Origin of the sequence: Caballeronia temeraria (assembly GCF_001544795.2) — a bacterium.
Classification (GTDB): Bacteria; Pseudomonadota; Gammaproteobacteria; order Burkholderiales; family Burkholderiaceae; genus Caballeronia; species Caballeronia temeraria.
In genome coordinates this window covers 210,769-235,820 of record NZ_FCOI02000008.1, presented here as the reverse complement: position 1 = coordinate 235,820, position 25,052 = coordinate 210,769, and the positions used below count along the sequence as shown (strand labels likewise).

At 61.9% G+C, this 25,052-nt stretch carries 23 protein-coding genes and 1 pseudogene; 14 read left to right on the top strand and 10 right to left on the bottom strand.

The annotated features are described in order from the left end of the window. Positions 1-12 precede the first annotated feature (12 nt). The 8 genes from AWB76_RS14765 to AWB76_RS14730 all read left to right on the top strand — a co-directional run bounded on the left by AWB76_RS14765 (position 13) and on the right by AWB76_RS14730 (position 8,302). On the top strand, positions 13-1,086 hold the full coding sequence (locus AWB76_RS14765) for an ABC transporter ATP-binding protein (protein WP_061160851.1): 1,074 nt from the start codon (positions 13-15) through the stop codon (positions 1,084-1,086). Positions 1,087-1,124: 38 nt separating this feature from the next. Next, positions 1,125-1,937, top strand: a complete 813-nt coding sequence (locus AWB76_RS14760; protein WP_061160850.1) for a transporter substrate-binding domain-containing protein — start codon at positions 1,125-1,127, stop codon at positions 1,935-1,937. A gap of 43 nt (positions 1,938-1,980) precedes the next feature. Beyond that, the gene (locus AWB76_RS14755) at positions 1,981-2,730 is read left to right on the top strand and encodes an amino acid ABC transporter permease (protein ID WP_061160849.1); all 750 of its coding nucleotides are present in this window, start codon (positions 1,981-1,983) and stop codon (positions 2,728-2,730) included. Continuing rightward, the gene (locus AWB76_RS14750) at positions 2,727-3,383 is read left to right on the top strand and encodes an amino acid ABC transporter permease (RefSeq protein WP_061160848.1); all 657 of its coding nucleotides are present in this window, start codon (positions 2,727-2,729) and stop codon (positions 3,381-3,383) included. Before AWB76_RS14755 ends, AWB76_RS14750 begins: the two co-directional genes overlap by 4 nt. Before the next feature lie 43 nt (positions 3,384-3,426). Continuing rightward, positions 3,427-4,152, top strand: coding sequence for an amino acid ABC transporter ATP-binding protein (locus tag AWB76_RS14745; protein ID WP_061160847.1), 726 nt, complete (start codon positions 3,427-3,429; stop codon positions 4,150-4,152). A 64-nt stretch (positions 4,153-4,216) separates the two neighbouring features. Next, on the top strand, positions 4,217-5,107 hold the full coding sequence (locus AWB76_RS14740; RefSeq protein WP_061160846.1) for a LysR substrate-binding domain-containing protein: 891 nt from the start codon (positions 4,217-4,219) through the stop codon (positions 5,105-5,107). A 361-nt stretch (positions 5,108-5,468) separates the two neighbouring features. Then, a complete protein-coding gene (locus tag AWB76_RS14735; RefSeq protein WP_244173360.1) occupies positions 5,469-6,524 on the top strand; it encodes an ABC transporter substrate-binding protein in 1,056 nt (351 codons plus the stop codon). Beyond that, positions 6,521-8,302 (top strand): GGDEF domain-containing protein, encoded by a 1,782-nt coding sequence (locus AWB76_RS14730; protein WP_061160845.1) that lies wholly within the window; start codon positions 6,521-6,523, stop codon positions 8,300-8,302. The genes AWB76_RS14735 and AWB76_RS14730 overlap by 4 nt, the downstream gene beginning before the upstream one ends. Before the next feature lie 140 nt (positions 8,303-8,442). Here AWB76_RS14730 and AWB76_RS14725 read toward each other — a convergent pair whose 3' ends face one another. The 3 genes from AWB76_RS14725 to AWB76_RS14715 all read right to left on the bottom strand — a co-directional run bounded on the left by AWB76_RS14725 (position 8,443) and on the right by AWB76_RS14715 (position 10,171). After that, the gene (locus AWB76_RS14725; RefSeq protein ID WP_061160844.1) at positions 8,443-8,721 is read right to left on the bottom strand and encodes an HU family DNA-binding protein; all 279 of its coding nucleotides are present in this window, start codon (positions 8,719-8,721) and stop codon (positions 8,443-8,445) included. Between the two features lie 72 nt (positions 8,722-8,793). Continuing rightward, complete coding sequence (locus AWB76_RS14720) at positions 8,794-9,069, bottom strand: YlcI/YnfO family protein (RefSeq protein WP_061160843.1); 276 nt, start codon at positions 9,067-9,069, stop codon at positions 8,794-8,796. Between the two features lie 85 nt (positions 9,070-9,154). Then, on the bottom strand, positions 9,155-10,171 hold the full coding sequence (locus AWB76_RS14715; RefSeq protein WP_061160842.1) for a DNA-binding protein: 1,017 nt from the start codon (positions 10,169-10,171) through the stop codon (positions 9,155-9,157). 137 nt (positions 10,172-10,308) lie between these two features. Between AWB76_RS14715 and AWB76_RS14710 the strand changes: the two genes are divergently transcribed. The 3 genes from AWB76_RS14710 (at position 10,309) to AWB76_RS14700 (ending at position 14,198) form a co-directional block, all read left to right on the top strand. After that, positions 10,309-11,529 (top strand): tyrosine-type recombinase/integrase, encoded by a 1,221-nt coding sequence (locus tag AWB76_RS14710; protein ID WP_061160841.1) that lies wholly within the window; start codon positions 10,309-10,311, stop codon positions 11,527-11,529. A 196-nt stretch (positions 11,530-11,725) separates the two neighbouring features. Continuing rightward, positions 11,726-12,898, top strand: a complete 1,173-nt coding sequence (locus tag AWB76_RS14705; RefSeq protein ID WP_061160840.1) for a glutamine amidotransferase-related protein — start codon at positions 11,726-11,728, stop codon at positions 12,896-12,898. A gap of 394 nt (positions 12,899-13,292) precedes the next feature. Beyond that, a complete protein-coding gene (locus AWB76_RS14700) occupies positions 13,293-14,198 on the top strand; it encodes an alpha/beta hydrolase (RefSeq protein WP_244173359.1) in 906 nt (301 codons plus the stop codon). Between the two features lie 31 nt (positions 14,199-14,229). Here the strand turns inward: AWB76_RS14700 and AWB76_RS14695 are convergent, their stop codons facing one another. The 6 genes and pseudogenes from AWB76_RS14695 to AWB76_RS43050 form a co-directional block, all read right to left on the bottom strand. Further along, entirely contained in the window at positions 14,230-14,874 is a 645-nt protein-coding gene (locus tag AWB76_RS14695) for a CHASE3 domain-containing protein (RefSeq protein ID WP_074171351.1), read from the bottom strand. Between the two features lie 10 nt (positions 14,875-14,884). Then, positions 14,885-15,331, bottom strand: coding sequence for a DMT family transporter (locus AWB76_RS14690; protein ID WP_061160837.1), 447 nt, complete (start codon positions 15,329-15,331; stop codon positions 14,885-14,887). A 24-nt stretch (positions 15,332-15,355) separates the two neighbouring features. Continuing rightward, positions 15,356-16,609: an arsenic transporter gene (locus AWB76_RS14685; RefSeq protein WP_061160836.1), complete on the bottom strand. Its 1,254-nt coding sequence runs from the start codon at positions 16,607-16,609 to the stop codon at positions 15,356-15,358. Beyond that, positions 16,606-17,838 carry an MFS transporter gene (locus AWB76_RS14680; RefSeq protein WP_061160835.1) on the bottom strand — a complete coding sequence of 411 codons (1,233 nt, stop codon included), beginning with the start codon at positions 17,836-17,838 and terminating at the stop codon, positions 16,606-16,608. The genes AWB76_RS14685 and AWB76_RS14680 overlap by 4 nt, the downstream gene beginning before the upstream one ends. A 3-nt stretch (positions 17,839-17,841) precedes the next feature. After that, complete coding sequence (locus tag AWB76_RS14675; protein ID WP_244173358.1) at positions 17,842-19,020, bottom strand: metallophosphoesterase family protein; 1,179 nt, start codon at positions 19,018-19,020, stop codon at positions 17,842-17,844. A 729-nt stretch (positions 19,021-19,749) separates the two neighbouring features. After that, positions 19,750-19,965 (bottom strand): annotated as a pseudogene (locus AWB76_RS43050) (porin); the annotation flags it as partial. A 289-nt stretch (positions 19,966-20,254) separates the two neighbouring features. Between AWB76_RS43050 and AWB76_RS14660 the strand changes: the two are divergent. Beyond that, a complete protein-coding gene (locus AWB76_RS14660) occupies positions 20,255-21,178 on the top strand; it encodes a DnaJ C-terminal domain-containing protein (RefSeq protein ID WP_061160831.1) in 924 nt (307 codons plus the stop codon). Positions 21,179-21,183: 5 nt separating this feature from the next. Beyond that, positions 21,184-21,522, top strand: coding sequence for a chaperone modulator CbpM (locus AWB76_RS14655; RefSeq protein ID WP_061160905.1), 339 nt, complete (start codon positions 21,184-21,186; stop codon positions 21,520-21,522). A gap of 30 nt (positions 21,523-21,552) precedes the next feature. On the opposite strand, the gene AWB76_RS14650 is transcribed toward AWB76_RS14655, so the two are convergent. Next, positions 21,553-22,692, bottom strand: a complete 1,140-nt coding sequence (locus AWB76_RS14650) for an FAD-dependent monooxygenase (protein WP_061160830.1) — start codon at positions 22,690-22,692, stop codon at positions 21,553-21,555. Between the two features lie 173 nt (positions 22,693-22,865). Between AWB76_RS14650 and AWB76_RS14645 the strand changes: the two genes are divergently transcribed. Continuing rightward, entirely contained in the window at positions 22,866-25,046 is a 2,181-nt protein-coding gene (locus AWB76_RS14645) for a hybrid sensor histidine kinase/response regulator (RefSeq protein ID WP_061160829.1), read from the top strand. The last annotated feature ends 6 nt before the right edge of the window (positions 25,047-25,052 follow it).

Here is a 25,052-nt window from a genome sequence, read left to right as displayed (position 1 = left end):
GAGGGAACCCTCATGACTCATCTGACACTTCAGGCCGTGACGAAGCGCTTTCACACCGCCTATGCGGTCGATCACGTCGATCTCGCCGTGCCCGACGGCAAGCTCGTGTGCTTTCTCGGACCGTCGGGCTGCGGGAAGACGACGCTGCTGCGCATCATCGCGGGCCTCGAAACGGCGACGTCCGGAACCGTCGCATTCGCCGGGCGCGATCTGACGCACGTGCCCGCGAACCAGCGCGATTTCGGCATGGTATTCCAGTCGCTCGCGCTCTTCCCTCACATGACGGTGGCGCAGAACATCGCTTATCCGCTGCGGCTGCGCCGGGTCGCGAAGGACGCGCAGGCCGTGCGCGTCGCCGAACTGCTCGATCTGATCCAGTTGCCGCACATGGCGGACCGGCCGGTGTCGCGGCTGTCGGGCGGGCAGCGCCAGCGCGTGGCCATCGCGCGCGCCATTGCATCGTCGCCGAAGCTGCTGCTGCTCGACGAACCGCTCTCCGCGCTCGACGCGAAGCTGCGCGAGGCGATGCAAGTGGAGATCCGTCTCTTGCAGCAGCGCCTCGGCATCACGACGATCATGGTGACGCATGACCAGCGCGAAGCCATGACGATGGCCGACGAAATCGTCGTGATGGAAAAAGGACGCATCGCGCAGGTCGGCAAGCCGCTCGACATCTATCGCAATCCGGTGAGCGAGTTCGTCGCGGATTTCATCGGGCTCGGCAATATCCTGCCCGTCACGCTCGACGGCACGGACCGCATCGGGCTGCCCGGCGGCCAGCAGATCATCGTTGATGCCGCGCCGCGCGCAACAGGTGCAACAGGCGATGTGCGCCTGCTGATCCGCCCCGAGGACGTCTCGATGCGGACCGTCATGACCGATCGCGGCCCCAACGTGCTCGCCGGAAAAGTGGCGTTCATCCGCGACGTCGGCTCGTCGCTCGAAGCCACCATCGATTGCGCCGGCTTCACGCTCACCGCGGCCACGACGCCACGCGAAACGCCGGACCTTCGCGTGGGCATGCCCATCTACGCGGAATTGCCGCCGCATGCCTGCAAGCTCATCGCGGCACGTACCGCGCATTGATTCACGCCGATCGAAACCCAGTCACAGGAGCCACCCTCATGAACACGACGACTTCCGCGCAGCGCTTCTTCAAACGTGCTTCCGCCGCCCTCGCCTTCTCCGGCGTCGCGGGCCTTTGTGCATTTGCGCCGCTGGCGCAGGCCGATGCGCTCGACTCGATCAGCAAATCCGGCGTCGTGCGGATCGGCGTGTTCGAGGACTATCCGCCGTTCGGCTCGATCGGGCCGGACATGAAGCCGCAAGGCTACGACATCGATGTGTCGAATCTGATCGGCAAGACGCTCAACGCGAAGGTCGAACTCGTTCAGGTGACGGGCGACAACCGGATGGCGTACCTCGCCGACCATAAGGCCGACATGCTGCTCTCCGTCGGCAAGACGCCCGAGCGCGAAAAGGTGATCGATTTTTCGCAGGCGTATGCGCCGTACAACCTGGCCGTGTTCGGTCCGAAATCGCTTGCCGTGAAGAACGCGGGCGATCTGGCCGGCAAGAGCATCGCGGTTGCGCGCGGCACGCTCGAAGACCTGAGCGTGAGCAAGGTCGCGCCGCCGTCCGCGAGCATCAAGCGCTTCGATGACCCGAACGGCGCCATCTCCGCGTTTCTGGCGGGCCAGACGCAATTGCTCGTGGTCGGCAACGATGTGGGCGCGACGATCATCGCCCGTCATCCCTCCAACGATCCCGAGCAGAAGTTTTCGCTCTTCAGCTCGCCCGATCACGTCGGCCTGAACAAGAACGAACCGCGCCTCAAGCAGAAGGTGGACGAAGCCATTGCCGCCGCCAAGAAGGACGGCACGATGAACGCCATTTCGCAGAAGTGGCTGCGCGCGCCGCTGCCGGCCGATCTGTGATGCGTCTTGCTTCTTCGTTCAATCGCACGCCAGGGATGCCGCGATGACCTACACGTTCGATTTCAGCGACTTCGGCCTTTATGTCGACGTGCTCGCGCATGGCGTCGCGGTCACGCTCGGACTCACCGCCGTATCGACGCTGCTGGGCGGGCTCGTCGGTATCGGCGGAGCGTGCATCGCCGTGGCCGGGTCGAAGCCGGTGCGCGCCGCGGTGGCCACCTATGTCGAGATCATTCGCAATACGCCGTTTCTCGTGCAGCTTTTCTTCGTGTTCTTCGGGCTGCCCAGCCTCGGCGTGCACATCGGCGAATTCGAAGCCGCCATTCTCGCGATGACGGTCAATCTCGGTGCGTATGCGACGGAAATCGTCCGCGCGGGAATCGACTCGATTCCGCGCGGACAGGTTCAGGCCGCGATGGCGCTCGGGTTGCGGGGGCCGCATGTGTTTCGCCACGTCGTGTTGCCGCAGGCGCTCGCCAATGTGTTTCCGGCGCTGCTCGGGCAGGTGCTGATCGTGATGCTCGGCTCCGCGGTCGTCTCGCAGATCTCGGTGCCGGACCTGACGCATGCCGCCAGCTTCATTCAGTCGCGCAACTTCCGTTCGTTCGAATGCTACGTGATCGTCACCGCGATCTATCTGCTGCTGTCGATCGTGCTGCGCCTTCTGATCAACCGGCTCGGCAAGCGGCTGTTCGCGGGACGCGCCGCGCGCGGCGTCGCGGTCACCCCCGGACGCGGACTGCGCAGCTTCTTTTCCGTGCGTCCGGGCCTTCCGAAGGAGCGTTCACGATGATCGAGTTCACGCTATGGGACATCGCGCGCAATCTGATGCTCGCCGCGCGCTGGACGCTGCTGCTTTCGCTGATCGCGTTCGTCGGCGGCGGCCTGACCGGGCTGGTGCTGCTCGCCATGCGCGTGTCGCCGCTGCCGTGGCTGCGCCGGATCGTCGTGCTCTACGTCGAAGTGTTTCAGGGCACGCCGCTCCTGATGCAGCTCTTCCTCGGCTTCTTCGGCTTGCCGCTGCTGGGCGTCGAGGTGTCGCCGTGGGCCGCGGCGACGGTCACGCTCACGCTGTACACCGGCGCCTATCTCTCCGACATCTGGCGAGGCTGCGTCGAGGCGGTCCCGCGCGGTCAATGGGGCGCGGCGGCGAGCCTCGGCATGACATGGACGCAGCAGTTGCGTTATGTCGTCTGGCCGCAAGCCTGGAAGATCGCCGTGCCGCCCACCGTGGGCTTTCTCGTGCAGGTCGTGAAGAGCACGGCGCTGACGTCGATCATCGGGCTCACGGAACTGACCAAGACCGGAACCATGATCACGAACGCGGCATTCCGCCCTTTTCCGATCTACGCGATGGTCGCGTTGCTGTACTTCGCGATGTGCTTTCCGCTGACCTGGTATGCACGCGCGCTCGAACGCCGGTACCAGGTGGGCAGACATCGCTGAAGCCCGACGCAGTGCCCGACAACCTTTCAAAACGAGTTTGCGCATGATTTCCATCGGTAACGTGTCGAAGTGGTACGGCCAGTTTCAGGTTCTGACCGAGTGCACCACCACCGTCAACAAGGGCGAAGTCGTCGTGGTCTGCGGGCCTTCCGGCTCCGGCAAGTCGACGCTCATCAAGACGGTCAACGGGCTTGAACCGTTCCAGAGCGGGAGCATCACGATCAACGGCGAATCCGTCCACGACAAGCGGACTAATCTGTCGAAGCTGCGCTCGAAGGTCGGCATGGTGTTCCAGCATTTCGAGCTCTTTCCTCACATGTCGATCACGGAAAACCTCACGCTCGCGCAGACGAAAGTGCTGGGCCGTTCGAAAGACGAAGCGTCGGACAAGGCGCTGCGCCTGCTCCAGCGAGTCGGCCTGCGCGCGCACGCGGACAAGTATCCTGCGCAGCTTTCCGGCGGCCAGCAGCAGCGCGTGGCGATCGCGCGCGCGTTGTCGATGGACCCGGTCGCGATGCTGTTCGACGAACCGACTTCCGCGCTCGATCCGGAGATGATCAACGAAGTGCTGGATGTGATGGTCGAGCTGGCGCAGGAAGGCATGACGATGATGTGCGTCACGCACGAAATGGGCTTTGCCAGAAAGGTCGCGCACCGCGTGATCTTCATGGATCACGGGCGCATCGTCGAAGACGACGGCAAGGACGCGTTCTTTGCCCATCCACGGTCCGAACGGGCGAGGGAATTTCTGGGCAAGATACTCCATTAGCATCGCGCCCGGCTTGCTACACTATTTGCGCACGACACGATTTCCATGACCGGAGACACGCCCCATGCGACGACTTCCTCCGCTCAATGCACTACAGATCTTCGAGACGGTCGCGCGTCACCGCAGTTTCACGCGCGCGGCTGAGCATCTGTGTCTCACGCAAGGGGCGATCAGCAGGCAGATTCTCGCGCTCGAGGAATACTTCGGCTTTCCGCTTTTCATACGGGGCGCAAGGGGATTGACATTGACCGCCGAAGGCGACGTGCTGCTGCCCGTCGTCAGAGAAGGCTTTGCGCGCATCGAGGAAGTGTCGTTGCGTCTCACGCGCCAGCGCACCGATCTCGCGCTGAAAGTGCCGACCTGCGTGATGCGCTGGATGCTGCCGAGGATCATGCGTTTTCAGAGCGAGCATCCTGAGTTGCAGTTGCAGATCACGACGACCTGGCAGCACGACGTCGACTTTCAGGTGGAATCGTTCGATGCCGCGATCATCTATGGCTCGTCGCCCGGCGCGGACGTCCACGCCGTGCCGCTCTTCGACGAACAGCTGACGCCGGTGTGCTCGCCGGATCTGCTCAGTGAAAAGCCACTCGCTGCCGCGGCGGATCTCGCGCATCATGCGCTGCTGCATCCGACACGAGATCACCGCGACTGGAAGCTATGGCTCGACCGCGCGGGAGCGAACGAGATCGACGCGACGCTCGGCCCGACTTTCGAAACGCTCGATCTGGCGACGAACGCCGCCATGCAGGGATTCGGCGTCGCGATCAGCGACCGGACGCTCGTCAGCGAAGACGTGGCGGCCCGGCGGCTCGTCATGCCGTTCGACACCGTGCTCGAGACGGGTTCACGCTACTACTTCGTCTATCCGGAATGCGTCGCGAATCAGCCGAAGGTCAAGCTCTTCAGCGACTGGATCACGCGCAACCGGGATGCGGTTGCGGCTGTCCGATAGTTCGTGCCCGCGCGGCTAAAGATCGCCGTCACACAACCGTTAACGCGATGGAGCCGCTTCAGGATATCGACGGTGACCTTGTCCGGTCCCGTCGAATCACGCCCGACTTGACGCTGTAGAACGACGCATCAGGGCGTCGTTCGAGGGTTCAGCCATCCGCAGGTCGCCAGCCGGCGCCACGGCGACGAAGTCAAACGTCAAGCGCGAAACAAAAGCGGTCCGTGAGACGGGCGCGCCAGCGAGTCCCATCCTGGAAGGCGCTTTGTGTTGTCTTTACATGCGATGGCAGAAGAACTGACAAATGAGCCTTGGTTCCTCACCGCCCAAACGGAGCAGCGTCCTGCGGCTTTGGGTATGCGCGATGGCGAAGCGCGCCTTTCGCACTTCCGGCGTCGCGGTCATCTTCTTCGCGCTGACGGTGTGCGGGCTGCCAGCTTTCGCCCAGGACAACGTGCTGCGGGTGCTCGCGTGGCCGGGTTATGCCGACAGCGACGTCGTGAAGCAGTTCGAAAGCCGCTTCAACGCCCGCGTCCAGGTGACCTTCGTGGACTCCGACGAAGCGTTGTGGGACAAGATGCACGCAGGCGCGACGCCGCCGTTCGACGTACTGGCGGCCAACACCGCGGAAATTCACCGCTACACGCTGGAGAACCTGCTCACTCCGCTCGATCCGGGCGAACTGCCCAACACGCAACGTCAATTACCGCGATTTCGCGCGCTTTCGTCGATCAACGGACTCACCGAGAACGGCAGGATCTACGCGATCCCGTTCACGTATTCCTCGATGGGACTGATCTACGATCGCAAGCAAATTCCCGATGCGCCTCGCTCCATGAAAGAGCTTTGGAATCCGCGCTATCAGGGCAAAGTGCTCGACTTCAACAGCGCGCAGCATAACTTCTCGTTCGCGGCGCTGGCGCGCGGCTACCCGCATCCGTTCCAGCTCACCGACGCGCAAATGCGCAAGATCGCCCGGAAGCTGGTCGAATTGCGTCGTAACCTGCTTACGTATTACACGGTGCCCGAGGAAGCAACGGCGTATTTCATTCAGCACAAAGCCGCACTCATGTTCGGCAATTACGGCACTCAGCAACTCGCACTCTTGCGCAAGGCCGGTGCGGACGTGGGGTATGTCATTCCCGAAGAAGGCGCCCTCGCCTGGCTCGATTGCTGGGCGATGACACGAGCAGCCACGAACCGGCCGCTCGCGCTTGCCTGGATCAACTACATGCTCGAGCCCGACGTGAGCGAACTGCTGACGCAGCGACAGGGTCTCGCGAACACATTGATCCCGCCGCCTGAATACAGTGGCGACAGCGCGCATCTCGTCTGGATTCAGCCGGTGGAAAATATCGGGGAGCGCGAGTCGCTCTGGAGCCGGATCGTGTCAGGCGACCGGCCGGAGCGCTTTCCATGATGCGTCCCGGACTGATGGTGAAGTTGTCGTTGCTGCTCGCCTTGATTGGCGTGCTGGCGTCGGGCTCGACCGGTTATTACGCGTATCGCGCGAACCGCAGCATGCTGGTGGGCGAGGCGGGGCGCAATCTTCTCACTGCAACGGAACTGCTCGGCCAGCGCTTTTCGGTCGCCATCGACGACATGGCGGCTGACGTGCTCGTGCTCGCCACCATGCCGTCATCGGCGCTCATGGCGCAATCGGCGGACGACGATGCAAAGACGAGCGCGGACCGGTCACGGCTCGCGCAAGTCTTCTCGAGCTTCATGCTCCATCATCCCGTGTATCTGCAGGCACGGCTCATCGCACGCGACCGGTTCGGGCTGGAAAGGATTCGCTTCGATCGCGACGGACACGGCATCGTGGAGGTGCAGGGTGAAAACCTGCAGGAAAAAGGTCAGTTCGCTTACATGTTCGACACGCTGAAGCTGGAACCCGGCCGCGTGTACATCGGGCCGATCACCATCAATCGCGAATACGGCACGCACTACGCCGAAGGCAAGCCTATCCTGCACCTCGCGGCGCCTGTCGCCACGCGCGCGGGCGATGTCGTAGGTGTCGTGGTGCTCGATGTGGATCTCGCAGTCCTGCTCAAACTGCTGCGGACTGACTTGCCGCCCGACTATGAGTTGTATATCGCCAACGAATGGGGCGACTTTCTCGTTCATCCCGATGCCTCGCAGGCGTTCGGCTTCGACAAAGGACGCCGCGTGTTCATGCAGGACAGCTTCGCCGCGACGAAGCCGCTCTTCGATCGCACCCAAAGCAACATGCTGATCAATGGACTCACCAATCCGGAGCAGGCGCCCAACGAGGTGCTCGCGTTCGTGAGACGACCGTTTGGCACGTCCGCAGGCAATCGCTTCATCGTGCTTGGCCTTGGCAAGCCGCTCTCGGACGTGCTGGCGGGTGCGAATCGGCTCGGTGATCAGATCGTCCGGATGGTGCTATTTTCGAGCGTGGCGGCACTGCTGCTCGCCATCCTGTTTGCACGCGCATTGACCAGGCCTTTGCAGGTACTCACACATGCGGCCACGCATTTCTTTGCCGAAACCGCGACTGAAGCATTGCCGCTCAAACGCACCGATGAGATCGGCATGCTTGCGCGCTGTTTCGACCGCATGCGGCGAGAGATCAGGTCTCAGGTCGACGCGCTTCATCACAAGCAGCATCAGCTCGCGCATCTGGCCAATCACGACGTGCTCACGAGCCTCCCCAACCGCATGTTGTTCATGCAGAAGCTGGACGCCGCGGTGCACGACGCGACTGCGAACGGCAAGCGTCTCGCCGTGCTGTTCATCGATCTGGACCACTTCAAACAGATCAACGACCAGTTCGGTCATTCATTCGGCGACGCCGTGCTCGTGGCCGTGGCGGATGCTCTGCAACGAGTGCTTTCGAGGGGGCATACCGTCGCGAGACTGGGCGGCGACGAATTTGTCGTTCTGATAGAAGACGCGCATTTCCCCGAGTCGGCGACAGATCTTGCTACGAGTATCGTACGAGCGCTCGAAAGTGATCTCCCCGTGGGCGGGAGACTTGTGGCCGTGGGCGCGAGCGTCGGCATCAGTGAGTGTCCGCAAGACGGCGTCTGCGCGCGCGACTTGCTTCTCAATGCAGACACTGCGATGTATGTCGCGAAATCGAAAGGGCGCGGCTTCTGGCAGCGCTATTGCGATTTGTCGGCGGAGCAGCGTGTCAAGATCGCGTACGAGAACACGATCGTCGAAGAGGACTGATTCCAGGCTGCTCGGCCAACACGGACCACGAGGGTTCGCGCAGCGGATGAAGTCGTTGCAGCAGCGACGCTTTCGTCGATCATGCGACTATCGTCGAGAGGATCGTCTGCCGCTTTTTGCGCTTTCGATTCTCGCGATGTTTAGCCTTGATTCACGGCATCCTTGAATGCCTTGCCCGCCGTGAATTTGACCGTTTTCGCGGCCGCAATCTCGATCGCTTCGCCCGTTGCGGGGTTGCGTCCCGTCCGTGCTGCCCGCTCGCCCCGTCCGAATGTGCCGAAGCCGACGAGTTGAACGGCGTTGCCCGACGCCACTTCCTTCGAGATGGTGTTCAAGACGGCATTGATCGCGTCTTCAGCGGCGCTCTTGCTCGTACCCGACTCCAATGCAACTGCGTCGATCAGTTCCTGCTTGTTCATTGAATCCCTTCCCTTCTGGTGAAATTGAACGCCATCCTGGCGATCGGTTTTGAAAACAGGCGACCGTCGCTGCTACGAGGTTGCATCGGTCGCATCGAGGTCGAACAGATCCGACGTCGTGCTCTGTGCGGCGAGCAGTTCGGGCAATTCGCCATTTCGAACCTTCGCCAAGGTGTCCGGCGACAGCCAGATTTCTTCCATCGCATCGATGCCGTCCTCGATCATTCGCTGCAAAAAGAACGATTGTTTCCGGCCCGTTGCCTCTGCCAGCACCCGCAACCGCTGTTCGATGACGGGGTCGATGCGCACCGCCACGACGCGCAATTTATTCTCTGCCGATCTTCTCATCTGTTCGCTCCCTTTGGCCGTCGTCGCGACTGGCGCGCCAACGGCCGGTGGACTGCGCCATTCGCTGGCGCCATCCGGTCATTATCTACGGGCGACCTTTCACTCTCGCCGTTTTGCCTGCCGCCGCCTTTCGGGCGACTCGCCTGGCTGCGGGACTCGCTTCGACGACAGGCGCGCGTCGCGTAGACGGCCGCGCCGCTGTGCGCATCGACTTCAGTTGTTCCTGAAGCGACTGATGTGCCGCTTCGAGCGCGGCGAGCTTGCCTTGAAGCACGCCGGTCTGATGACGAGCGTCGCCCTGCTGCTCCTGCAACGCGTCGACGGTGCGACGATGCTCGGCCTCTCGCTTTTCTGCCCGTTTGGCCGCATCGGCCAACTCCTTCTGAGCCTTCGCAGTGGCGCTGCGTTCCCGGTCAATTTCCAGGAGCGCTCGTTTTTCCGATGCGCGTAGTCGCTCCTCGGCACCGTTGGCGGTCTCTCTGAGCTTCTCCAGATCACGCGAGAAGGTGTCGCGCACTTTTTCCAGTTCTCGCACGCGCGCGACCGCATCCTCGCCGAGACGCTTGATCTCCGCTTCGAGCGCTTTGCGCGTAGCGGCCTCTTCCGCCTGTTGCCGCTCCAGTTCACGAATCTCGACCTGCGCCGCTAGCAATGCCGCGGTGCGCTGCTCGAGCGCCGTTTCAGTCCGACCGAGTTCTTCCCGCGCGGCGACGACTTTCTGCTCGGCTTCAGCACGCTGCGCTTCGACTTCATCGCGTAGCGACGTCAGTTCGGCCTGCGCCGAAGCCGTCGCCCGCGTCCACAGAACGCCGATCAACTCGCCTGCGGCATCGCTCAGATCCTTCGGTAAGTCCGGATGCTCGATGCGTACCCGGCTTTTCTCGCGCAACTCCGCCCAGAATTCGCTCAACACGGAAGCCGGCGTGCTCATGGTGCCGCGTCGGACCAGGTTGTAGAGGCGGTTGGCCGTGGGCGGGACACCGAAGCGGAAGAACAGCAGTGCGCACACCTCGCGATAGAGCTCGCGCGTCTTGGGGAATTCGACCTTGAGGCGCTCGATGTCCGCTGCGAGGCGGGCTTCGTCGGAGAGAAGGTCGGACATGATGAGTCGGTTGAACTAGACAACAAATAATACAACGTAATTCGGTATTTATCCAACTAACGAAAGGCGTAAATTTGACATTATGAATATAATGTCGAGTAAGCTTCAGTAAAAGCCAATCATCATATCGCTCCATTTTGAAACCCGCCCTGCCGCCGCCCTCCTTCGCGCTTCAGCCTGCGCCGCTAGAGACGCTCGTCATTCCGTCTGGACTCGATGGCAGCAGGGGTCTAAATCGCGGCGTTACAGGTCGCGCGCAGATCGCCGCGACCACCGATCTTGACGCGATCCGGGCGTGGCTATCGCGCTTCACGAACACCAAGACCACCTTCGAGAATTACCGCAAGGAAGCCGAGCGTCTTCTGCTCTGGTCGGTCGTGATCGTCGGCAAGCCCCTTTCCTCGCTCACGCACGAGGACTGCCTGCGCTACCAACAGTTTCTGGCCGATCCGCAACCGGCGGCCACGTGGGTCGCAGGCGGGGGCCGCAAACACGCGCGCAGCGATGCGCGCTGGCGACCGTTCTATGGTCCGCTCTCACCGGCCAGCCAGCGTCAGGCGATCGTGATTTTGAATGCGCTGTTTTCGTGGTTGGTGCAGGCGGGGTATCTCGCCGGCAACCCGCTGTCGCTTTCACGACGGCGCGCCAAACACGCCGCGCCACGAATCACCCGTTATCTGGAGCCTGGCGTCTGGCAGGAGGTGAAGGACTTCATTGCGGCGATGCCGCGGGACACGGACCGCGCAACGGCCCATGCGGTCCGGGTGCGATGGCTTTTCACCCTGCTCTATCTGGGCGGAATGCGCATCGCGGAGGTCGGCGCCAACACGATGGGGCAGTTCTTCGTCCGGCGCGATGCGGATGGCAAGACGCGATGGTGGCTCACCGTGCATGGCAAAGGTGGCAAGGAACGGCTGGTGCCGGCCACCCAGGAATTGATGTCGGAACTCTCGCGATACCGACAGCACCTTGGGCTGAGCGCACTACCTTCGCCGATTGAGGATACGCCGCTCGTTCTGCCGATCGGCGTGACGGCGGCCAGCGGTGGTACGCAGACGTGCGCACCCTTAACGCGCGCCGCCCTGCATGCGATCGTCAAAGAGGTGTTTGCGGGCGCCGCCGCTCGACTTCGGGAGCGCGACGAGGTATCAGCGGGACGCGCCGACCTGCTGGAAAAAGCGTCGGCCCACTGGCTCCGGCACAGCGCGGGATCACACATGGCAGATCGACAGGTCGACTTGCGCATGGTCCGCGATACCCTCGGACATGCTTCGTTGACGACGACGAGCTTATACCTGCACATCGACGACGACCGACGCCATCAAGAGACCGAAGAGAAGCACCGGATAGATTGGTAACGACGTGGGGGCCTGCACGACAGCGCGTGCGGCGTGGAGAACCCTGTGCGGATCGCGTATGCTGTTCCGATGCCCACGCTGCGCGACGCGTGCGCGCAGCGAGACCGGTTGTGCGGCGTTGACACCCGCTGTCGCCGCGGTCTGAAGCGCCTGAGCACCGGTGTCGCGGGTTTTTCTTTTTATCGGATGGCCTTCCATGCTCTATCTCATCGAAGACGCTACCCCCGAGCCAGCGCAATTCGGCGCCCTTCCCGCGCTGTTCGCCCAGACTTTGAATGCCGAACTCCGCTGCGCAGGCGTGCATTTCGACGAACAACGGTTTCCCGATGCGCATCAGCACGTCACTGCGGATGGACGGTTAGTCGCGACCGGTCTCCTCTGGCGCACGCGCACGGGCCTGCCCGATGCGGGCGAACCATGCCATGAGATTTTTGCGCTGGCGCACACGCGCGATATTGTGCTTCTCGTGCAATCGTTCGATGCGTTTCCTACGCAATGCGCCGAAGACGTGGAGATGTTGCGCGTCGTTCATGAAGCCGATCGCGCACAGCTCGTCGAAGATGGTTCGGGCGTGGTTTTGCAAGCGCATCGGGATCGCTATGGCAGATGGCGATCCACGGAAGAACCCGCATCGCGCGCGAGCGGACCGTCCGTGACGATTGCGCTGATCGGTCGTGAGTGCGACCAGCATCAGCAATATCCCGCGACGCTCGCCGCCCTCGGTGACGCCGCCGATGCGCTCGGCTTCGATCTCGACGTGCGCTTCATCGCGGCGCAGGACATCGACTGCGACAACGCAGAAACGTTACTCGCCGATGCACGCGGCATTCTTTTGCCGGGCGGCGCGGACATGGCGCGCGTGGCGGGACAGATCGAGGCCGCGCGTTTCGGCTGGCTGGCGTCGATTCCGGTCGCGGGTTTCAGTCTCGGCATGCAGTCGATGGCGACGGCCATCGCACGGCTCGCGTTAAAGAGCGATGAGATCGGCATGACCGACGCGCAGCCCGATGCGCGCGTCGCCAGCTTCGAGCCGATTCATGTTGGCGACGATGGCGCGTTGTTGCATCGCGTGGGCTTGCGGCCGATCAGCCCGGTGCCGGGATCGCGTATCGCGGCCATGCTCGACGCGCAGCCGAGCGTTCTCTGCAATCATCGCTACAGACTCAATCCGGCGCTCGAAGCGCCGCTCGCGACGCTCGGCGTGATCGTCAGCGCGCACGACGAGAGCGGCTCGATCGCCGAGGCCATCGAGGCCGATAAGCATCCGTTCTTTGCGGGCATGCAGGGGCATCCCGAACTGTCGTCGCGTGATGGCGCGCCGCATCCGTTGCTGATTGCGTTTCTCGAAGCGGCGGCGCGCCGTTCATAAGCGTAAGCGCCCGCTTCAAAAAAGCGGGCGCATACGCAAAAGCTCAAACGTTTTCGATTGCGCCGCGTCCACCGCGAGACGCATCCCCGGCGGCACGATAGGACCGCGAGCGTCGTAGCCGCGATGAAGTCGCGCGAACTCGCCCGCGAACGGCGCGCCTTTTAGGTCACCGTCCTTCGCGTCCACGTTTCGTACCTGCCTATCCTTAGACCTCGCGGCGGCGACCGGATATAAACCGAAGCCGGATCTCGCGGCGCGGGCTACCGGTTCAATGGACGTGTCATCAGTGAAGGGCCAATCCCGTTGAGCGCATCCGATGAACGGTATTCCTCGTATATGAACCAACGCACGGAATCCATCTTGCTCACGCACATCCAAAATGACGGCTCTTAGAATGATTCCCTCCCTTCGTGTCCTCGTGGCGCCGTTCATCGCGATGCTCTCAGCATGCAGCCCGGCAGGTCTTGTGAACGCTTTGACCCCGCACAGCACCTATGAACTTCGAGTCAATATTCCCTACGAAGCAGGCGATCGGCATAGTTTGGATGTCTACAGCCCGAGAAGACCGCAGTCGTCCGGCGCGCCGAGCCCGCTCATCGTCTTCTTTTATGGCGGAAGCTGGCAGACCGGCGATCGCAAAGACTACCTGTTCGTCGGTGAGGCATTGGCGGCGCGCGGATATGTAACCGTTATTCCGGACTATCGGCGCTATCCCCAAACCATCTTTCCCGGTTTCATGGATGATGCCGCTGCGGCCGTCGCCTGGGCGCAGGCGCACGCGATCGACTTCCACGCGGACCCGCAGCGGATCTTTTTGATGGGGCATTCCGCCGGTGCACATATCGCAATGCTTCTCGCGACGGATCGCCGCTATCTTGCGCAACACGGTGTTGATGCCGGTGCGCTGGCGGGTGTCGTGGGTTTAGCTGGCCCCTACGATTTTCTGCCGCTGCAAGATCCAACACTGGAACAGATTTTTCCGATGGGGACCAGGAAAGACAGTCAGCCGATCAACCATGTCGATGGCGCGGAGCCCCCGATATTTCTTGGCGTTGGTATGGACGATCACACGGTCGATCCCGGCAATACGACCCGGTTTGCGGCACGCCTCGAAGCTTTCGGTGATCGTTTCGAACTGAAAAGCTATGCCGGCATCAACCACGCAATGATCGTGGGAAGCTTCGGACGGCCCGTGCGCTCTTTGTCCGGCTTAATCACGGTGGCGCCGGTGCTCGACGACGTGTCCCGGTTCATCGATTCTCTTGACGGCGGCCAGCGTTCGGGTGCCGCCTCCCGGTGAGGACGATCGAGCCAGCTCGCGCGCTCGACGATTAACGCATGCGCCGACTCATCAAAAGATACAGCGCGACTCGAGTGCCGATCGAAAGTACCGCAAGCGCAATCGTTACCGACAGCATCCTTTTTTCCGTTTGCGCCGCTTGCCCAGAGCGCTCGATCAACAGTTCATTCTCGGCCTGGCGCATCTGCGCGATGAGCAACCGAATCCGATCCATGTGCTCCTGCCCGAGATTGCTCAGCACCATTTCTCGTGCCTGAGCGGAGCCCTCTTCGTCGTAGACCACCAAAGTCCTCGAGAGCTCGCTTAACTTCTCCGCTAAAGCTCTGTCTAGTGCATCAACGCGAACTAGCTGAGTCGGGCTGTCATGAACAAGCGTACGAAGTCGTGAAGGAAAGGCCTGTACGTCACGCACGGCTTGCGAATAAGGCGTGAGATAAGTCTTGTTGCCTGTGAGAATGTAGCCACGTTGACCCGTCTCGGCGTCAGTCATGAGCTGCAATGTTGACTCCAATGCCGACATCACCTGATAGGTGTGCTCGACCCAATCACGCTGCGCAAGAAGAAGTCGGTGATAAGCAAAGGACGTCGCCGCAGCGATGATCACCAGGCCCACAAGCGGAACGACGCGCCAGTCGAATGAGCGGACATGGCCCTTCACGGTGCGTCGCGGGATCATGATCCGATGCTCAGAATCGCATGACGAGCGCGACGCCGGCCACCATCAACAGTGTGCCGAGCGCCCGAAGCCAACCCAGCGGATGCTCCGTTACGCCGATCAAACCGAAGTGATCGATCGCGACCGACGCGACGAGATTCGCGCAGATGGTCAATCCATTCAGCGTGCCGACGCCAACCTTCTGCACGAGCGTCAGGCCCGCAAAAACCGCGACTGCGCCGACGATCCCGCCGAGCGGCGCCCACCACTTCATACTGCGAAGATCATCGATGGTCGGCAGCGGAGTGGGTTGAATCCAGAACAACGCGATCGCGAGAGACGTCACCAATAGAAAGGACACGCCCGACGCGAGCCACGGATTGACAAGCGCGCCTTTGAGTTCACCGTTGATCGGCGCGCCGGCTGCCTGCAGAACGCCGCCAAAAATAATGAAGGGATAGATCCAGGCGTTGCTCATCGTTATTGTCTCCGTTCGTTTCGCTCAATGCCCAATCAAAAGACGTGTGCCTAATGCCAGAACAAGCGCAGGCACCATGACAACGACGCCGATCTTGAAGAACTGCATGAAGCTCACGTCCTCGCCTTCCCGACGAATGGATGAGAGCCAGAGAATGGTGGCCAGCGAGCCCGTGATCGAAAGATTCGGTCCCAGATCCACGCCGATCAATAACGCATCGATCACGCGCTCGGGGCTGTGTGCTTGTATCGCGGTCGCGCTCGCAATCAGGCCGGCTGGAAGGTTGTTGATCGCATTGCTTCCCAGCGCGATGATCAAGCCGGAGATTGCTGCGGTCATCGACTGATTCTGTTGAGTGGCCAGTGCGAGCAGTTGTGAAAGCTGCTTGATGACGCCGGTATGGTCGAGCATCTCGACCAGCACGAACAGACCCGCCACGAGCGGCAAGGCGCTCCACGAGACCTCTTTGACGAGTTCGACGGGCGACTGACGCTCCTTGATCAGCACGACCAACGCGGTAAGGATGCCCAGAACGGCTGTCGGCAAACCGAGCTGCATGTCGAAAGCCGAAACGATAAGAAGAGCGGTCGCGGTCACCCCGATTCCTGCGAGCGTCACCTTGCCGTTCGTGCTGAGCTTTTCGATCGCCAGATCGCGCTTGCAAGTGCCGCTCAGCTCGGCGCGCTGAGTCCAGCGCAGCATGAAATACGTCGCGACAATCGACAGCACCGAAGGCAAGGCAAAGCGCGCCACCCACAGCCCGAGTGCCGGCGTGTGATTCGCATATAGAACCAAGTTGGCGGGATTCGAAATCGGCAGCACAAAGCTCGCCGCATTCGCGATGAATGCGCAGACGTAGAGCAAGGGAAGCGGCTTCGTCCCGGCTTTCTTCGCGGCAGCGAACACCGCCGGGGTGAGCACTACCGCTGCGGCATCGTTAGACAGGAACGTCGTCACCACGACACCCACCAGATACACGAGCAGAAAGAGCTTGCGCGGCGAGCCTTTCGCGTAATTGACCGCGAGCACCGCAATCCAGTCGAACAGTCCCTCGCGCCGGCCCAGCTCCGAAAGTAGCATCATCCCGATGAGGAACAGATAGACGTCTGTGCCCTTGCCGACCGCCTGCCACGCCAGGCTCATGGGAAGAAGGCCGAGCGCGACGAGCGCCAAAGCGCCAGCAACGGCCCAAATCGCCTCCGGCCATCGAAACGGACGCAGAATGACACCGGCAGTTGCGGCGAGCGCAATGCTCCAGGAGAGGAAGATCGGATTCATGTTGCCAATGTGGAATCTTGGGTGACGTCGCGTTCAAAGCCGCACGCCTTTTTAAGCGATGCGCCGAAGAGAAGCCAAAGTGCGAGCGAGCCGGTCGAGACGGCCCCGAGCACGAAAAACGCCGTTGCATAACCGAAATGCTGGGCCAGCACGCCGCCCAATGCCGGGCTAAGGGCGGCACCTATGCCCTGCACGGTCATCACCACGCCCTGCCCCACGTTCACCCGGCCGGTTCCCTGAAGCAATCGCACGACCAATGCAGGCACCGCCACGCTTTGCAAGCCCGCTCCGATTCCGTCGAGGGCCTGCACGGGCCACACGCCCCATGCCGTGATGAACATTCCCGCCACGAGCCCGCGCGCCGGCAGCGCCAGAAACGTGATCAGGATCACGCCCCAGTAGCCGATTCGCTGGATGAGACGGTTCGCAAAGACCGCTGCGACGACCATCACGAGTTGCGCAACCACGATGGTTTGCGCGGTGAACGCACTGGGATCGCCTTGATGCGCCGCTACGACCGCCAGTCCGTAGAGCGGCAGCATCGCGGCGTTGCCCAAGTGGAACATCGCCAGTGAGGCAGCGAGGAGCAAGATGGGCCGGCACGTCAGCAGCACCCGAAAGCCGCTCGCCTGCTCGTGCTCGGTGGGCGATGAACCGCTCAGGCCGCGCGCGCTGTCGTGATCGATCGAATCGCGCCGGATGAGCAGTGTCGAGATCACCGTCATCACGCCGAACACGCCGGCAAGCACGAACACCGCGCCGAAGCCGTATCGCCACCCGAGCCAACCGGAAAGCGCGGCACCTGCGACGTTGCCCGCGTGATTGGCCACCTGGTTGCGCCCGAACTGCTTATCGAATCCTTTTTCGCGCACGATTCCCAATGTCACGCCGGCGACGGCGGGGCCCAGGGCCGCGCCTGTTACCGCGGTGAAGATCTGAGAAGCGGCGACCATCCAGTAGCTGTGCGAGACCCACAGCACGAGCGATGCAAGCGTCGTCATCACGCCTGCGATCACGATGACGCCGCGCTTGTGATGGGTAGCATCCACCAATGCGCCGGCCGGCGACGTGGCCAGCATGCCGGCGATGCCACCCAGCGTCATGACGGTCCCGATCGCCTCCGCATGCCAACCGTGCGCCTGCAGGAAAACACCGAGAAAAGGCCCGATGCCTGCCTGCACGTCGGCCATGAAGAAGTTCAGCCCTTCTAGCGCGTATAGGGGATTCATGGATCACCAATGACGTCCGTTCTTGTTGGGCCCCAGTTGTGAACCGAGGATGCCGTGTTCAGGCCAGGGATCGACTGCGTGTGCATCGGTTCCGAGCGCGGACTGATCTTTGAGGTGGCTTGCGGCGCTGCCGACAGGCGCGAGCTCGATGGAGTCCACGCCGATTCGCCCATCCGATGTATGAGCCGTGGCAATCAATGTCCTGCGATAACTCGCGGTCACAGCAGGCAGAGGCGCTTCCCATATACCCACGTCATCGACGCTGGGCGCGAATTCAATGGGCATGCCGTCCAACTCGCCGATGACGGACACCACGTCGTCATCGGAAACGAGCACGCGAACCACGCTATCGCTCGCGGAACCGGGTGTGGAGCGACTGCGATGCAGCCGCCGGTCAGCCGGCCGCGTGATCATGACAAATGGCCACTTCGCATCGTAAGGATGGAATTTCCAGCTTACGACGCCGCCATCGACAGCCGCCACCGAGAAGCCCGGACGACCGCTGTCTTCTTCGATCTGCCCCGTGGAACGCGTCGCCGCGTAGACCACCCAGCCATCATTGAGCAGTTCGTTGTAGTGGGTGTGACCCGTATCGACCACGGCGACGTTGGCGCGCGCAAACGCATAAGCGAGCGACGACCCGTCAAACACATCGCCCGGATACGCATGCATGAATACGACTGGCGGCTCCTGATCTTGCGCTGACGCGTAGAGTTCCTTGCTTAGCCATACGCCATCGAGCCTCGAGAGCCGGAAATCCGGACCACCACGACCCGCCGAGACCACGTCCAGAAAGATGCATCGGTGACCATTCACGACGCGCGACATCGGCAGTTTCATGTTCGCAAAGGCGTTGAAGGCTTCCAGATGTCCCGGCTCGAAGTCGTGATCGCCAGGAATCGCGTAGAGCGGCACGCGGAGTCCGGATACTTCCGCTGCGATGCGCTCGAACTGCTCAGGCGTGCCGTTGTTCGCGTTGTCTCCCGGCAGGAACGCAAAATCGATACGGTCGGCCAAGTGCACATTGACCGAATGGATCATCGATCTCAGATGGTTCAGACTTTCATAGCGGTCGTCGTTCGAGGCATGAAGGTCCCCGAAGTGCACCCAACTCAACATGACGAATGCTCCATAGTTAAAGTGCTCGTTCTTGAATGCTTTCCGATCTTCATCGTCAGCCATGCCTGGTTCGGATCGCGCTCGATCAAGGTGCGGGCGGCGCGCGGTCGTAGATCTGAGTGAGGTTGCCCGGCGAACCGAACGATGTCGCTTGAAGCGCCGTGCCAGCCGCTCAGTTGCACGTTGTCGCCTTGGCGAACGGTCGCAGTCAGTTGCGTGCCCATGTGCGGCGGAAAGCGCACGAGTCGTCCATCGATGGTGAGAAAGCCGTCGACATCCCCATCCGGATTCGTCAGAAAGCGCGATACCGTCGCTTGCATCGTGGCGATCGAGACGGCGCCGGCGATCGGCCGCGCGCAGGGAACCGGAGGAGGCGGAGCGACAGCCGTTGCCGATGGAAGTATTGGAGGCGGCGGAGGCGGAGGCGCGTCTGCGGAGACAGGCGGCGGGGCCGATGGTGCGATAGCGTCCGTTTGCGCCGCGCAACTTGCGCTCAGCACCAGAGCAGCGGCGAGGCTCGTTGCGCCAAGGAGGCGAACGGCGCTTCGCTGGCTTGCTGACGTAGTCCATTGCATGATTCACTCCTTTCGCGTAGTGGAGTGTTCTGCAAGGGCTATGCCAATCTGAGAACGCCCGCGTTCTCAACAGTTGAGGTGATTATTCGTGTTGAGGTGTCAAGGAATCGGACATCGAACGTCCGATGCCTTGACACCCGTCTGAGCATCGGCAGAGAGATGTTCGCGCGCGGCGTCACGCGATGCTGCTCCATGTGCTCGGCAAGTGGCAAGATGTCCCGTCGGCGGCATCCGAGCTCACGCGACGGCCAATCCATCTGCCGCCCAGCTTGACGCCCATCACGTTGACGTAGCCGTTGGCCTGAAGACGCGCGTCTTTGTCCCCGCTCGATGTGATGTGAAGCGGCGTGACGCCATCGAAGAAATTCGCCGCCGCGTTCGTGCCGCCGCGTTGCTCGTCGTAGGAAGTCGCCAGGCCGAAGGATGTGCCGTCGATCGCGCGTCTTCCCGCCGACTGCACCATGCGGCACGCAAGCGCCGAGCTCGACACGCGTGCATGAATCATGCGGACGACCTCGGCGCTTGCGAGGAGCCTCTGCAACTCCGGAATGTTCTCAGCGATCGTCGAGGATCAGGCACGAAAACTCGCGCGCTCGATGGTCAAGCGCGGACCTTAGTCCGAAACACGTCGCGCCGCTTCCTTGTATAGTTGTTCATCGATCGTCACGCCTAGCCGATAGGCCATCTACCCGAAATCGATTCATTGGACGATAAGGGAAACGATGAAATACAGGGATTACTACGCCGCCATGGGCGTTCCGCGAAGCGCTACCGAAGCGGAGATCAAGACCGCTTATCGCAAGCTCGCGCGCAAGTTTCATCCGGACCTCAATAAAGACACGAACGCCGAAGTGCGTTTCAAGGAAATCGGCGAGGCCTATCAGGTTCTCAAGGATCCCGAGAAGCGCGCGGCGTTCGATGCGCTCGGCACCGACCTCCGGGACGGCGAGGAAATCCGCCCTCGTGCGCAGGCCAGCGACGGTTTTGGCAGCGCCGGAGACACACAGGACGCCGAAGACTTTTTCAGCGACCTGTTCGGCAAGCACGCACGCCGGCCGGCACGCTCCTACGCACCCGAGTGGCCCGGCGAAGACCTTCACGCGCGGGTGACCGTCAGCCTGGAAGACATCTACAACGGCGCGCAGCGGACGCTATCCCTGCAAATGCCGACGATCGACGATCACGGAGACATCACGTATCAGACGCGCACCCTCGATGTCGCCATACCGACAGGCATCCTCGACGGTCAGCGGCTGCGGCTCGCCGGTCAGGGCGGCCCGGGCGTGGGCAACGCGCCGCGGGGCGATCTGTTCCTGGAGATCGAAGTCGACGCGCCCAAGCGCTACCGCATCGATGGCCGCGACGTGACGACCGACCTTCCTCTGGCTCCGTGGGAAGCCGCGCTCGGTGCCGAAGTCGTCGTGCCCACGCCTTCGGGAGACGTCACCGTGACGGTTCCCGCAGGGTCGTCGGCGGGCCGGCGTCTCAGACTCAAAGGGCGAGGCATTCCCGGCAATCCTCCCGGCGATTTCTACGTGATGCTGGGCATCGTCCTGCCTCCCGCCGATACCGACGCTAAACGGACCGCCTACGCCGAGATGCGCAAGGCGCTCGATTTCGATCCGCGCGCGCATTTTTACAGGTGACCATCATGAACGGAAACGATCCCTCTCATCTGCACGGCGAGATCGTCGAGGAACGCATCGAGTTCACGCTGGTCGAGTTGTGCCGCATCACGGGCGCATCGCGCGATGATTTCGCCCGATGGGTCGAGGAAGGCGCGTTCGAGCCGCAGGGCGCGGGCGTGGAGGAGTGGCGGTTCAGTGGCACGTGCCTAGGTCGCGCCATCACCGCGCAACGGCTGAAGACCGATCTGGAATTGAATGCGCCGGGCGTCGCACTGGCGCTGGATTTGCTCGACCAGATCGACGCCTTGCGCAAAAGGCTCGCGCGTTTTGGCGACCGTGGCGAGACGCACGACGGCAGTTGAAGATGACGCCGCGCGTTCTGGTCGCAGCTTCTACCGTTCTCCGATCGGTTCGGTGAGCAGATCGGTCAAGTCGATTCCGTTCTTCGCTGCGTCCAGTTGCTCGTCCGGGACCGGACCCTGGCGCTCGGGATCGACCAGCGCCTGGTTGAGGTCGACATACGGACGCATGCGGTTCTCGTAGGCGGCAAAGGCTTGCGCGAAATCCTGTCCATTGCGCACGAGTTCATGCGCGAGCACGAACGCGCCGACGAGCGCCAGACTCGTGCCCTGCCCCGAAAACGGCGATGCACAGTGCGCCGCATCGCCGAGCAGCACGACATGGCCCTTCGACCACGAAGGCATGTGGATCTGCGCGAGTTCGTTGTAGTAGAACTGGTCCGTGCGCCTCATCGCATCGATGAACCGGGGAAAATCGCCTTTCAGATGCGCGCAGGCCTCCGATACAACTCGCTTCTGAGCTTCGACATCGGCTCGGGACAAAGGCGGTTCTGGCGCCGCAAAGCCCGCACCGATGCGCAACTCGCGCTTATCCCGGCTCGGATAGATGACGTAACCAAACTCTTCCACCCTGTGCCCGATCTGCCAGTCATCGAGCCCGATGAAATTGGGCGTCGAAAACAGGGCAAGCACGACACCTAGCGGGAAAACAACCGCCGCTTCAGCGTCGAACACGTGCTTGCGAACGTTCGAGTAGATTCCGTCCGCGCCGATCAAAAGGTCGAAAGAACGGTCCGCGCCGCCTGCGAACGCGACGCGGACACTGTCCTCGCGCGGGTCTATCGCACGAATGCTGTCGCCGTAGACGAACTCGACGTTCGCGCTCAATGCGTTCATCAGAAGTTCGCAGAGGTCGTCGCGAAAGATCTCGATGTCGGTGCTGTCGAGACGGCCCGCGCTGTACGTGCGTTCCTCAGTGCGATGTATCTCGTTCCCATCGGCGTCGAGCATCGACATGCCTTTGAGTTGCGTGCGCAACGCGCGTGCATCGTCGAGCAAGCCCATCGCCCGCATGACGTCTAGCGCGACGCCGCGAATATCGATGGCCTGACCGCCGCGCCGGAATCCGTCGGAACGTTCCACGAGCGTGACATCGAACCCCGCACGGTCCAGCCAGAAGGCAGCGGCCAGCCCAGCGACGCCAGCGCCGGAAATCAGAACGTTTCGAGTCATCGCGAACCTCCTCGCGGCCGGTCTTGCCGGCGATTCTATCCGCTTTTCGGCGCTATTCTCGTTCGAATATCGCGTGCTCGCCGCTCCCATTTTTCTTCGCACCTCCGGACCGCATTTGACGCTTTCGGGACATGTCCATAGACTTCCCGTTCCCGAGACGTCACGCAATTCCCATGATCATTCATCCGGAAACATCCCATCCGGACGGCTCCGCGCTGGACATGCCCGTGCCGCCACGCGACTTCGGAACGACGCGCCGCATGCTCATCGCGACCCTGATCGCCTCGATCGTCACGCCTCTGCTTTTTTTGGCTGTTTATGGCTATTTCGGCTATCAAAGTCGAATTTCCGACTCGTCGGAAGGCATCGACCGCCTTTCGAGAGTCGCGGAAGAGCAGGCGGTGAAGGTCTTCGATGTCAGTCAGGAGGTGTCGCTTCGCGTGCTGACCATGGTGGGCGGCGACGGAGACGCGGAAATCCGCGCGCGGCAGAAGTCGCTCCACGACTTTCTGGCGGACACGGCGCAACGATTGCCGTCGGTCGCCTCGATCACGCTGTTTGGACGCAATAGAAATCTTTTAGCTAGCAGCAGTGCCTACCCGGTCGGACTGCAATCGATAGACGAGCACCTCGTCAGTTTTGCTGACAGACCTGCAGGCGGCGCAAAGATGGCCGTTTCGCAGCCCGAACGCACCGCGGCCCCGGTCATCGATGTCTTCAACCTTACGTTCCCACGCTACGACCGCGCAGGCCGATATCTCGGCGCCCTGGTCATTTCGCTTCGACGGGACTATTTCCTGTCTTTCTATCAGCGGCTGACGATCCATGACAGCGCCCTGACCATCGGCCTCTTTCGGGGTGACGGCACGACGCTCGTCCGATTTCCTGCCCCGCAAGCACGCAGGCCGCCTACGAACAATCAACCTCTGGTGGAGGCCGTGCACGTCAACGGCAAAAGCGGACGCCTCAGGGTTTTTTCGACGCTCGATGGCGTCCGGAAACTGCTTGTTTATCGACAGGTGGGCGACTACCCGCTCTATGTGACGAGCGGCATCCCCGTTTCCACCGTGATGACGAGGTGGCTGAAACATGACGGTCTTATCGCCGTCGCCACGCTCGTTCCATGCGTCGGCATCTGGCTGCTGGTCGCGTTCAGCCTGACTCGGCTCAGACGAGAGCGAACGGCATGGGAACGATGGAAAGCGGAATTCGGAATGCGTCTTTCGGCCGAGGAAACGACGCGTCAGATGAAGCGTATGGGCGCGCTGGGTAATCTGGTGGCGAACGTTGCACACGATTTCAATAACTTGCTGATGGTCGTGAAAGCCAACATGGAGCTGGCGCGGCGCAAAGGATTCAACGGACTCGAGAAAGAGGTCGTAGCGGTCGAACGAGCCTCTGTCACGGCCGAAGCGCTGGCGCGGAGGCTGCTCAGCGTGGCTCGCAAACAACCCCTGCGCCAGGAAGTCGTCAATGTCGGCGCATGGCTCGAACAGGACGCGTCGCTGATCCGGATGTCGCTCAGCGACCGCATCAGCCTGCATATCGACGCGCCCAAATCGACCTGGCCGATTTATGTCGACCCTTCCGAGTTGCAGTCAGCGTTAATCAACCTTGCAGTCAACGCCAAAGATGCCATGCCGCACGGAGGACAATTCGTTGTCCGCTGCGAGAATATCGTCGTCGACACGGCAGGCAGCAATCTCAAGCCAGGCGAATATGTGCTCATCGCCTGCTCGGACACTGGCGTTGGCATGGCGCCCGCGGTCGTGCAGCGCGCCTTTGAGCCGCTCTACACGACGAAAGCCGCCAATGCGGGCACGGGACTCGGTCTCGCTCAGGTCATCGCGATGTGCGAGCAGGCAGGCGGAACCGCGCGTATCGAGAGCATCGTCGGAGAAGGCACGACCGTGTCGCTCTTCCTCCCGCGTTCGACGCAAAGCGCCGCGAAGCATTCTGTCGCATCGCCTCTCGCACCTGCGCCCACGGCAGCGCCCATGAAAGGTTCGATTCTGCTTGTCGAGGATAACGAAGAGGTCGCGGCCGGACTTTCTGCAGTTCTGGAAGTGTTCGGTTGGCAATCGCGGCACGAGCTGACCGGCGATGCCGCGCTTAATCTCCTCGAGGATGGCGCAACCTTCGACCTCATTCTTTCGGATGTACAGATGCCGGGATTGAATAGCGGTATCGATGTCGCCGAGAAAGTTCGCCGGAAGTGGCCACGACAAACGATCGCGCTCATGACAGGCTATGCCGACGAGCTCGAACGTGCGAAACATGTCGGCGTGACGATTCTTTCAAAGCCATTCAATATCGACGACCTGCAAGCGCTGCTGCAAACCGTGAAGATGTAGCGAGTT